The 11171-nt window shown below is 58.1% G+C and carries 8 protein-coding genes; 2 read left to right on the top strand and 6 right to left on the bottom strand.

Going from position 1 to position 11171, the window contains the following annotated elements:
* Nucleotides 1–500: 500 nt before the first annotated feature.
* Together AB4Z20_RS27705 and AB4Z20_RS27700 are read left to right on the top strand one after the other, a co-directional pair.
* Nucleotides 501–2120, top strand: coding sequence for an FMN-binding glutamate synthase family protein (locus AB4Z20_RS27705; protein WP_253477684.1), 1620 nt, complete (start codon nucleotides 501–503; stop codon nucleotides 2118–2120).
* A gap of 337 nt (nucleotides 2121–2457) precedes the next feature.
* Nucleotides 2458–4875: a glycoside hydrolase family 3 N-terminal domain-containing protein gene (locus AB4Z20_RS27700; protein WP_442091166.1), complete on the top strand. Its 2418-nt coding sequence runs from the start codon at nucleotides 2458–2460 to the stop codon at nucleotides 4873–4875.
* Nucleotides 4876–4921: 46 nt separating this feature from the next.
* Here the strand turns inward: AB4Z20_RS27700 and AB4Z20_RS27695 are convergent, their stop codons facing one another.
* The 6 genes from AB4Z20_RS27695 to AB4Z20_RS27670 form a co-directional block, all read right to left on the bottom strand.
* Entirely contained in the window at nucleotides 4922–6481 is a 1560-nt protein-coding gene (locus tag AB4Z20_RS27695; protein ID WP_442091164.1) for a glycosyltransferase family 39 protein, read from the bottom strand.
* Nucleotides 6478–7458, bottom strand: coding sequence for a glycosyltransferase family 2 protein (locus tag AB4Z20_RS27690; RefSeq protein WP_442091162.1), 981 nt, complete (start codon nucleotides 7456–7458; stop codon nucleotides 6478–6480). Before AB4Z20_RS27690 ends, AB4Z20_RS27695 begins: the two co-directional genes overlap by 4 nt.
* Entirely contained in the window at nucleotides 7455–7841 is a 387-nt protein-coding gene (locus AB4Z20_RS27685; protein WP_253477696.1) for a GtrA family protein, read from the bottom strand. The genes AB4Z20_RS27690 and AB4Z20_RS27685 overlap by 4 nt, the downstream gene beginning before the upstream one ends.
* Nucleotides 7838–8203, bottom strand: a complete 366-nt coding sequence (locus tag AB4Z20_RS27680) for a GtrA family protein (RefSeq protein ID WP_320389391.1) — start codon at nucleotides 8201–8203, stop codon at nucleotides 7838–7840. Before AB4Z20_RS27680 ends, AB4Z20_RS27685 begins: the two co-directional genes overlap by 4 nt.
* Nucleotides 8204–8378: 175 nt before the next feature.
* A complete protein-coding gene (locus AB4Z20_RS27675; protein WP_442091160.1) occupies nucleotides 8379–9800 on the bottom strand; it encodes an amino acid permease in 1422 nt (473 codons plus the stop codon).
* A 469-nt stretch (nucleotides 9801–10269) separates the two neighbouring features.
* Entirely contained in the window at nucleotides 10270–10731 is a 462-nt protein-coding gene (locus AB4Z20_RS27670; RefSeq protein WP_253477705.1) for an REP-associated tyrosine transposase, read from the bottom strand.
* Nucleotides 10732–11171 lie beyond the last annotated feature (440 nt).

Here is an 11171-nt window from a genome sequence, read left to right as displayed (position 1 = left end):
GCTCGGCGGCGCAGCCGTCGCAAACCGGCTGACGCGGTCTACCTGAATGATCGCAGCGATCCAATTGGGGCCGCTTCGCAGCCCAGCGGGAGCAAGCTCCCTCGCCACAACGGCACGCGTTTCACCACAAAACCAATTGTGGGATGAAGCAGGCGAACTGAGCCCCCGGCAGTTCAAATTGTGGGAGCGAGCTTGCTCGCGATAGCGGTGGGTCAGTCGATGAAGGAGTTGAGTGTGCGACTGCCATCGCGAGCAAGCTCGCTCCCACAGATTTTTCTGGCGCTCATAAACTGTGATTCCAGCCAATACGCAGCCCCTGTGGCGAGGGAGCTTGCTCCCGCTCGGCGGCGCAGCCGTCGTAAAACCGGCTGACGCGGTCTACCTGAATGATCGCAGTGATCCAATTGGAGCCGCTTCGCAGCCCAGCGGGAGCAAGCTCCCTCGCCACAAGCTGCATTCCAAGCTAATGTCTCGCCAATCGCTCCCCCCAAGGAAACCGTATGAGCCTGTCTTTGCTGAGTCGTTACGCCTTCTTTGCCGGCTGTGTCATCTTCACCCTGGCCAGCCTGCCGTTCCTGCAACACGACTGGCTTTGGCCGCTCGCGCTGGTGACCGGGCTGTTGAGTCTGCTGGGGCTGTTCGACCTGCTGCAAAGCCGTCACGCCGTGCGTCGCAACTATCCGATCCTGGGCAATATCCGCTACCTGGTCGAAGGCATTCGCCCGGAGATCCGCCAGTACCTGCTCGAATCCGACAGCGATGCCCTGCCCTTCTCCCGGGCCCAGCGCTCGCTGGTGTATTCCCGGGCCAAGAACGAAAGCGCCGACAAACCGTTCGGCACCTTGATCGACGTCTACCAGACCGGCTTCGAATTCATCGGCCATTCCATGCGTCCGGCACCGTTGAGCGATCCCAGCGGTTTTCGCGTGACGGTCGGCGGCCCGCAGTGCACCCAGCCGTACTCAGCGTCGGTGTTCAACATTTCGGCCATGAGTTTCGGCTCCCTGAGCGCCAACGCCATCCGGGCGCTGAACCAGGGGGCCAAGCTGGGCAACTTCGCCCACGACACAGGTGAAGGCAGTATCAGCCCCTACCACCGCGAACACGGTGGCGACCTGACCTGGGAACTGGGCAGCGGTTATTTCGGCTGCCGCACCAGCGACGGGCGCTTCGACCCGGAGCGCTTCGCCGCCCAGGCGCAGGACCCGCAGGTGCGGATGATTGAAATCAAGATGAGCCAGGGCGCCAAACCCGGCCACGGAGGGATCCTGCCCAAGCACAAGGTCACCCGGGAAATCGCCGAGACCCGGGGCATCCTCATGGGCGAGGATTGTGTTTCGCCGTCACGTCACAGCGCGTTTTCCACGCCGATCGAACTGATGCAGTTCGTCCAGCAACTGCGCGAACTGTCCGGCGGCAAACCGGTGGGCTTCAAGTTCTGCCTGGGGCATCCGTGGGAATTCATGGGTATCGCCAAGGCCATGCTGGAAACCGGGATCCTGCCCGACTTCATCGTGGTCGACGGCAAGGAAGGCGGTACGGGCGCGGCGCCAGTGGAATTCACCGACCACATCGGCGTGCCGTTGCGCGAGGGCCTGCTGTTCGTGCATAACACGCTGGTGGGCCTGAACCTGCGGGACAAGATCAAGCTCGGCGCCAGCGGCAAGATCGTCAGCGCCTTCGACATCGCCAGCGTCCTGGCCATCGGCGCCGACTGGGCCAACGCCGCGCGCGGCTTCATGTTCGCCATCGGCTGCATCCAGTCGCAAAGCTGCCACACCAACAAATGCCCCACCGGCGTCGCCACCCAGGACACCCTGCGCCAGCGCGCACTGGTCGTCCCGGATAAAGCCCAACGGGTCTACAACTTCCACCGCAACACCCTCAAGGCCCTGGCCGAAATGCTCGCCGCCGCCGGGCTTGAGCATCCGTCGCAATTGCAGCCCAAGCATCTGGTACGGCGCATGTCGGCCACCGAGGTGAAGTTGTTCTCTCAGTTGCATGTGTTTTTGAAGCCGGGGGAATTGCTGACGGGTGAGGTCAATGGGGCGTTTTATTCGCGGATGTGGCAGATGGCGCGGGCGGATAGTTTTGAGCCGCTGGAAATAGCCGCGGCTTAAGCACCGGATATCTGCCGGTGCGCACTAGCTTTTGTGGCGAGGGAGCTTGCTCCCGCTGGGTTGCGCGTAGGAGCTGCCGAAGGCTGCGATCTTTTGATCTTTCACTCAGGACTCAATAGTCTGGGGAAAGATCGCAGCCTCGTTGCACTCGACAGCTCCTACAGAGCCGAGCGGGAGCAAGCTCCCTCACCACAAGGTCCTTACGCCTCTCAAGTGCACTGCATTACCCGACTTTTTACGCCGAACCCACAACGCACCTGTAAGTTCTGACAGTAGACGCCAACTTCCTCACGATTGACCATCCACCCCGATGGTTCGCTCGTCATGGAAGGTGCTTATGTTGACCCGACGCGATCTGGTTGGTTTTGCTTCGCTTTTTGTGGCATTGGGTTCGGTGAGGTTTGCCGTGCGGCGGCTGGACAATCGTCGCCAAGCGTACCGAAGGTCTAATCCCATGGACTGGACCCACCTGGTCTCGGCAATCTTGCTTGGTATGTTGATTGTCGCCACATGGCTTGCTTCCATTGCCCAAGCCAATGAACGCACTCAAAAATCACAAGAGGACGCGGCATTCATCGAACGGTTGATCGGGCAAATGACCCTTGAAGAAAAGGCCGATCAACTGACCCAACTGAGTGTACTCACCATACCCACCGGCCCAATCGAAGACGCCAATGACCCCAAAAAAATCGGCACCTCAAAGGCCGGTTCGCTATTAGGTGCCTATGGCGCCGAAAACACTCGAAGATTGCAGCACGAAGCAGTCCAAGGCTCGCGCCTGCATATTCCGCAGTTGTTCTCGTTCGATGTGATCCACGGTTTCCGCACGATATTTCCCGTCCCATTGGCCGAAGCGTCGGCCTGGGACCCAGACCTGTCGCAACGAACCGCCAGGGCCGCCGCAGTCGAAGCAACGGCCAGCGGCCTTCATTGGACCTTCGCTCCTATGGTCGATATCGCACGGGATTCGCGTTGGGGTCGAGTGATAGAGGGCGCCGGGGAAGATCCATTCCTGGGGGCTGCCCTCGCCGCTTCGCGTGTACGAGGATTTCGCGGTGAAGGTCCCCCCGACACCTCGTCAATACTGTCTACAGCCAAGCATTTCGTCGCTTATGGCGCGGCCGAAGGCGGCCTTGACTACAACATTTCCGACCTGTCCGAGCGCACATTGGAAGAAGTCTATCTCACGCCCTTTCGGGCCGCTGTCGAAGCGGGCGTCGATACGATCATGCCCGGTTTCAATGAAGTGGACAGTATGCCGATGCACGCCAACAGGAAACTGCTCAAACAGAAGCTGCGCGATGAATGGGGCTTCCAGGGAGTCGTCGTCAGTGATTGGGCGGGCATAAGGGAATTGATACCGCACGGCGTTGCCTCCGTTCCCCGAGAGGCTGCGAGACTTGCTCTCAATGCGACTGTTGATATCGACATGGTCAGCGGTGACTACAACGCTGAACTACCGGCACTGGTGCGCAGCGGTCAACTTTCACAAGACGCTATTGATGGAGCCGTGCGTCGAGTGCTTCAAGCGAAGCAGCGTCTGGGCCTGTTCGACGACCCATATCGCTACAGCGACCCTACCCGCGAAAAAACGCAGTTGCTCCAGCCCCCCACACGCGCGCTGGCACGAGAGGCCGCGCAAAAATCCATCGTATTGCTAAAAAACGACGATGCGTTGCTGCCACTCTCAAAGAATCTACGCAAGCTCGTCGTGGTGGGAGCTCTCGCAAATGACGGTGTGTCCAGCTTGGGCTCCTGGAGCGCTGACGGTCGTGCCAGCGAATCAATCACCGTACTGGAGGGGATAAAGCGCGCCGTATCGCCCATGACGGAGGTTGTCTATGTCCCGGCGGCCTCTCCCGGCAGTACGGACACCTCCGGCATTGAAGAGGTTCAGCGTGCGGTCGTGGATGCCGATGTGATCGTGGCTGCGCTGGGAGAAACGGCAGACATGAGCGGCGAAGCACGAAGCCGTACTTCCCTTGGCCTGCCAGGAGCGCAAGATGCGCTGGTCGCGCAACTGATCAAAACAGGCAAACCTGTGGTAGTCGTCCTAATGAATGGACGTCCGCTGGCCATTCCCACCGTGGACGAACATGTTCCCGCGATACTTGAGGCTTGGTTTTTGGGTACCGAAATGGGCCACGCAGTGGCGGACGTACTTTTCGGTGATGTGAACCCCAGCGGAAAGCTACCTATTACCTTCCCGCGCACGGTGGGGCAAGTTCCTATCTATCTAGCCCGCAAAAACACTGGGCGACCGCCGAGCGGCACCAATGCATACGCCTCAAGCTACATCGATTCCAAGTGGACGGCTCTCTACCCGTTTGGTCATGGCCTGAGCTACACCACATTCACCTATGGAACCCCGAGACTCAGTAAACAGCGCTTGGCCTTCGATGAAACATTGACCATCCAAGTAGATGTTCAGAACAGCGGTCAACGAGCCGGAGAGGAAACCGTGCAGTTGTATCTACGGCAAGACGTCGCGAGCATCACGCGCCCGGTGCGCATGCTGCGCGGTTTTTCCAAAGTCAGACTCGCTCCAGGAGAAAGCACAACCGTCAGCTTTCTGCTCGATCAGGACGACTGGGCGTTGCTCAACCATGACCTCTTGCGATTCGTGGAGTCAGGCATTTTTACGGTGTTCATCGGCGGCACTTCTGCCACTGATAATCAGGCGAAGTTTGAAGTCATCACCAGTGCACAACTGACCGGCCCCGGTCCAGCCATCCCACGCACCTTGCGTGATTAATCGATGCGCTGAATGAGCCATCACGGCGTTTGCTGAGTTGCACGAACTAGTGACCGGCTGAACTCGTCTCGACCTGGGCGGGTGCCGCTTTAAGGGTAAACAGAGAGGCATTCATCCGCCCATCCACAAAGGTAACGGTCTTTTCCCAATCTTTTTCCGGGAGTGGGCTGGCATCAACTGACATCCCTACCCACCAAACCCTGTTTCCACCTTGAGTTAACACCTTCAACTGATTGAAATATATCCACTGACTTCCTTCGGAAATGAGCGCGTTCCCCCCCTGTTCCAAGGCGTCCAGATCATTGGCTTTGAATGATGAGATATAGAACTTCGGCTGTATGCCCGTGTGATTGTAATAAGCGAATGGCAAATACCAGATGGCATTATCCAATACGATCTGGTCGCCCGGCCGAGCCGCTTGCCTAACCTCAGCTGCCAATCCGTCAAGTCGGAAATCCGTTCTTAATTCAGTTCCATTCAGGCCGTCCGCTTGCCGATACACCGTCAGCAGTCCCTGTACTTCTGCTGCTGCCATAATCATGATGGCCAAGCACAAGGTCGTAGGTCGCAGCCCCACTGCATCCAGCGCGGCTGAGAGCAGAAGCGGCAACCCGACTGCAGCGAAGACCAAGTAGCGCGGAATGAATAGCGGGGCAATCAACGACATGAAGGCCAGCGCGAGGACGGGAATAAAAAAGTAACCGGTCAATAACACACTGAAGCGATGCAGACCGGTGTCTTTCCAGACCAGCAGCGCTGCGCAGGCGATCACCACCAACCAAGGCAAAACGCGAGTAAGCGACGATTGCCCCTCCCAGATTGTCATCACAGTGAACTGCCAGACAACATTCACAACCGCCTGCCAAGTGATAGCCGGTATCCAACCAAGCCCCGGCCGGCCTGAGAGATGATCGATGAAATGAGGTAGCCAGGGCAGAAACAGGACAAGGATTGCACAGCAGACCAAAATCCAGAGGCGCGCGGAGAGTACATTTGGACCTGCCTTCAAGCGACTCAGCCAATAGCACCCATGAACCAGCACGCCCAATGCGGCGAAATAATGCGTGTAAAAAGCGGCCGTCATCAACAGCACATAAATGGCTGGGAACCGCTTTTTTTCTGGTTCTTTAACCCAGCACACCAACGCTACGGTTGCGCCCATCAGCCAGAATCCGAGCAGGGTGTACATGCGCGCTTCCTGGCTGTAACGAACCGAAATCGGCAGCAACACCAATAGCAACGCAGCCATCCAGGTTGCTCTTCGCGTGGCAACCAGGCTCATCAACTTTATGCTCAGCAAAACCGAGCCCACGTCGGCTATCACACTGAGCGATCTAACAGCCAAGACCCCGTCGCCAAACAAAATCATCCAGTAGTGCAGCGCGAGGTAATAAAGCGGTGGGTGAATATCTCGTGCCGTAATAGACCAGATCTGCCACGGCTCGTGCCTGGCAAGCAGGATGCTAAAGGCCTCGTCGTACCAGATCGCCGGTGTTGTGATGCCGTAGAAACGTACGCACAGCGCCAGGACCACAACGGCTGCCAAGGCTGCGCCGTCGACGAATCGGCTGGGAGGCTTTCCTGAATAGGCTCGAAAGTTAGTCACGAATAATCACCGCCCCGTTCGCAAATGCTCTCGTCAGTTCCACGCACGCCCGACTCTCCCCGAACTATTTCCCTGATGACGTACCTCGGACGATGCTTTGTCTCTAAATAGATCCGTCCGACGTACTCACCCAACACACCAATACCAATCAGCTGCACACCACCCAAAAACAAAATCGCGGTCATCAAGGATGGATAACCGGGCAAATCGTTTCCAAAGATCAGCTTGTCCAGCACCATGTACCCGGCATACGCCAGCGAAACCAATGAAATGAAACCGCCGAGGTAAGTCCACAACCGCAACGGCACAGTGCTGAACGACGTGATGCCTTCGAGCGCCAAATTCCATAACTTCCAGCCGTTGAATTTGCTGCTACCAGCGGCGCGACCGGCGCGGTCGTATTCGACAATGACAGTGGTAAATCCGGCCCACGACAGCACACCCTTCATGAACAATTGATATTCGGGAAGGGTCTTGATCACCTCCACTACCTTACGGTCCATCAATCGGAAGTCCCCTACGTTGCGCTCGATATGGGGAGAAGCGATCCGATCCAGCAAGCGATAAAACAGCGCAGCGCATCCACGCTTCAGGTAACTGTCGGACGAGCGATCACGACGCTTGGCCAGCACTACCTCGGCGCCCTTTTCCCATTCGGCAACAAGCTTGGGAATAACCTCGATGGGGTCTTGCAGGTCGACGTCCATTGGAATGACCACGTCCCCGCTGGCGTGCTCGATCCCGGCAAACAAGGCGGGCTCCTTGCCGAAATTTCGGGAAAAACTGATCAACACAACCAGGTTATCGACCAGCGCGATGTCACGGGCAAGCGCATCCGTCTGGTCAGCGCTGCCATCGTTTATGAATATGATTTCGACGCTGTAGCCGGCCAACGCCGGATGCTGACGGACACTCTTGTAGAACAGTCCCAGGGTCTGCTCTTCATTGAACACCGGAACGATCAGCGAGATCTTCATGGACGGTATCCACGAAAAACCACGAACCGGGAGAGCAAAAATCCGAACACCAAGCTCAACAGCGAAAATACCGCCACCGTCAGCAATCCATGGAGCCGCCAGCGGTCTCCCAGATAACCCACGGCATAACTGAGCGCTCCAATGACACATAGGAAAGTGACATACCCCGTTACCGAGAGTTTGGCCTCGAAGGTATAGAGCGCATTGAGGTAATAGGAAAAGGAAGCCGCCACACAGAACGCAGCAAGATTGCTGGTCGACTGATCGAGACCGACCGCTACGCGCAGCACAAAAAATATCTGCCAATGAAGCAGCGTATTGGCGAGGCCGACCAGTGAATAAGTAAAAAAAGTGCTCCATCTTGCTTTTCGGGATTCGTTCATGGCTGCTGAGAGGCACGAAGCGATTTGAACCGGAACAAGCTGTACCCCATCGCCAGGTTCAATAGGCAATACAAAGCCACCGTCACCCATCCAGGCGAACCCAGGCCATCGCCCATCGAGCCGACCGCGTAACTCAATATCCCCATCAAACCATTGCACAGCAAATAGCTGCGCCATGACTCTCCGGGCTCGAAGATGTACAACGCATTCACATAAAACGAAAACGCCGCCGCCACGCCGAACGCCGCGAGGTTACTGCTTCCCTGAGTCAGTCCAACAGCGCCATACAGCACGAAAAAAACCTGGCAATGAATCAATCCATTGACCAGTGCGATAACCATCAACGCAGAAAAACCGTTCATTGTGCAGCCTTGCCATTCGCCAATTGGCGGGCTTCCAAGCTAGGCCAGGGTCCTGCGGTGGTCTACTGTCAGATCTTACAGGTCGGGTACTGACTCCGACGGACGGTCAGGCTGACGCCTACAAAAAAGCCCCGGTCATCTGACCAGGGCTTTCTTTTTTACCTCGCGCTTTATCTTACGAAACCGAACGCACACCTCCCCGCACATCCTCAGTCGGTTGCAACTTGAAGGTATAAAACAACACCGTCAGCAACACCAGGAACGCCGGGCCGACATACAACGCCACGCGGGTATCCGGGAAGTACGCCATCAGGCCCACCACCAGCACCAGGAAGGCCAGCGCCAGGTACGAGCTGACCGGGTACAGCCACATGCGGTATTTCAGCGCCGCACGCTCTGAAGCGTTCAGGCTTTTACGGAAACTGAGTTGGGCCAGCAAGATCATCACCCAGGTCCAGATCGCGCCGAAGGTGGCAATGGACGTCACCCAGACGAAGACTTTCTCCGGCACCAGGTAGTTGAGCAGCACGCCCAGCAGCAACGCGGCGATGGACAGCAGCAATGCGCGGCGCGGTACACCGTTGGTAGAGGTCTTGGCGAAACCGGCCGGGGCCTGGCCGTTCTGCGCCAGGCTGTAGAGCATCCGCCCGGTGCTGAAGATCCCGCCGTTGCAGGACGACAGCGCGGCAGTGATCACTACGAAATTGATGATGCCGGCGGCGGTCTTGATGCCCAGGCGCTCGAAGGTCATCACGAACGGGCTGCCCTGGGTGCCAATTTCGTTCCACGGGTAGATCGACAGGATCACGAACAGCGCGCCGACGTAGAACAGCAGGATCCGCCAGAACACCGAGCCGATGGCGTTGGGGATGGTTTTCTGCGGGTTCTTCGCCTCACCGGCAGTCAGGCCGATCATCTCCACGCCCAGGTAGGCGAACATGACCATTTGCAGCGACATCAACACGCCTTGCACGCCATTGGGCATGAAGCCGCCGTGGGTCCAGAGGTTGGAAATGCCCAGGGCCACGCCGTCGTTACCAAAGCCGAAGGCGATAATGCCGACGCCGCCGATGACCATGGCGATGATGGTGACGATCTTGATCAGGGCGAACCAGAATTCGAACTCACCGAAGGCCTTGACCGCGATCAGGTTGATCGAGCCCATGCTGACCAGCGCGGCCAGGGCCCAGATCCAGCGGGGTACATCGGGGAACCAGATGCCCATGTACACCGCCACCGCGGTGATTTCCGCCACGCAGGTCACCAGCCACAGGAACCAGTAGTTCCAGCCGGTCAGGAAGCCTGCCAGTGGGCCGAGGTAGTCCTGGGCATAGCGGCTGAACGAACCGGCCACCGGGTTATGCACGGCCATTTCGCCGAGGGCGCGCATGATCACCAGGATCGCCAGGCCGCCAATGATGTAGGACAGCATGATCGCCGGACCGGCCATTTCAATGGCCTTGGCCGAACCGAGGAACAGCCCGACACCGATGCAGGCGCCGAGCGCCATCAGGCGGATATGCCGCTCACCGAGTTCACGTTTGAGCGGACCGCCCTGAGCGGTCTCGCCATGGGGCAGATGATTGCCGACAGGCATAGGGATACAACCTCGTCTTGTTATTGGATTAGCCCCCGAGCGTCCAAAGCCACAGGCCGATAGGCCTGCCACCTTGCCGAAGCCGGGTCTGTCTTGTGGACAGACCGTCCTGTGGAACGACAACCTCAGGATCAGCGGGCCATGCAGTATAAAAAGCCAGGGATAGAGAGTTTCACTGTAAAACCTGTGAAATTCAGGGATAAGCCTGCGCCACGAGTGGCTTTTGGAGAGGCGTTGTCTGGGATGACAGGTCATACGGAAACGGCGCCGAGTATTGCACAGCATTGGTGCAGCGTCATGTACGGACGCAGACCGATGGCTCTAGCACAAGGCTTTCAGGCACCACTTCACCTTGTGGCGAGGGAGCTTGCTCCCGCTCGACTGCGCAGCAGTCGCCGGCTTTAAAAGCCGAAAAGCGAGGGCGGCTTCGCCCCCCAGCGGGAGCAAGCTCCCTCGCCACAAAAAGCGGCTAGAGCCATACTGTGTCCCAGAGCGGGTAATCGCCAATGCGATCCACCAGCCCCGCCCGAAGCGGATTGGCGATGATGTAGCGGGCGGAGGGCTTCAGATCTTCGTTGTCGCGGATCGCGCGGTCATGGAAGCCGCTTTGCCAGAAGGCGCCTTTTCTATTCATTGCTCGATTGATTGTGAGGGTGCTGCGGGATTTGACTACCTGCATCACATGCGTGAGCTGAGCTTGCTCTAGCTGCACCAACCAATGCAAGTGGTCCGGCATCACAACCCAGGCCAGCGAATTGACCTGACCTCGCTCATGAACCAGGCGCATTTCTGCCACCAATAAGCGGCCCAGTTGCAAGTCGTTGAAGATCGGTGTGCGTTGGTGAACGACCGCAGTGACGAGGTAGCCTCGCCCCGGTTCCGAAGAGCGTCCGTGACGCAAGCGATGAGAGTTTGGGCGTGAAGGATGCATTCCTTGGCTTCCTATGCTTGGGGGATCTACCTACGGTAGCTTCGCCTGCGACGATCCGACGCGATGATGGTTGAGCGACTTTTCCGAAAACGACGTAATCCCCGTGGCGAGGGAGCTTGCTCCCGCTGGGGGGCGAAGCCGCCCTCGCTTTTCAACCGCTGAAACTCTTCAACCATGCCATCGTTGCGTCTGCTGCGCAGCCGAGCGGGAGCAAGCTCCCTCGCCACAAAAGCGCCTCAGACCATGACGGCCGCAAGCACCTGTGCATTCTTCACGCAAGGCTGGCAACTCCCCATCCTGAAGGCACACCGACCGTGGCGAGGGAGCTTGCTCCCGCTGGGGGGCGAAGCCGCCCTCGCTTTTCAACCGCTGAAGCTCTTCAACCATGCCACCGTTGCGTCTGCTGCGCAGCCGAGCGGGAGCAAGCTCCCTCGCCACAA

The organism is Pseudomonas sp. KB_12 (genome assembly GCF_052114545.1).
GTDB lineage: Bacteria > Pseudomonadota > Gammaproteobacteria > Pseudomonadales > Pseudomonadaceae > Aquipseudomonas > Aquipseudomonas brassicacearum.
The sequence above is the reverse complement of the archived record's forward strand: the minus strand, read 5'-3'. Positions and strand labels throughout refer to the sequence as shown.

Bases quoted from the DNA above. Each gene is read 5' to 3' on its own strand.
- AB4Z20_RS27685 (WP_253477696.1), bottom strand. From the start codon at position 7,841: ATGAACGAATCCCGAAAAGCAAGATGGAGCACTTTTTTTACTTATTCA.
- AB4Z20_RS27675 (WP_442091160.1), bottom strand. From the start codon at position 9,800: ATGCCTGTCGGCAATCATCTGCCCCATGGCGAGACCGCTCAGGGCGGT.
- AB4Z20_RS27680 (WP_320389391.1), bottom strand. From the start codon at position 8,203: ATGAACGGTTTTTCTGCGTTGATGGTTATCGCACTGGTCAATGGATTG.
- AB4Z20_RS27705 (WP_253477684.1), top strand. From the start codon at position 501: ATGAGCCTGTCTTTGCTGAGTCGTTACGCCTTCTTTGCCGGCTGTGTC.
- AB4Z20_RS27690 (WP_442091162.1), bottom strand. From the start codon at position 7,458: ATGAAGATCTCGCTGATCGTTCCGGTGTTCAATGAAGAGCAGACCCTG.
- AB4Z20_RS27700 (WP_442091166.1), top strand. From the start codon at position 2,458: ATGTTGACCCGACGCGATCTGGTTGGTTTTGCTTCGCTTTTTGTGGCA.
- AB4Z20_RS27670 (WP_253477705.1), bottom strand. From the start codon at position 10,731: ATGCATCCTTCACGCCCAAACTCTCATCGCTTGCGTCACGGACGCTCT.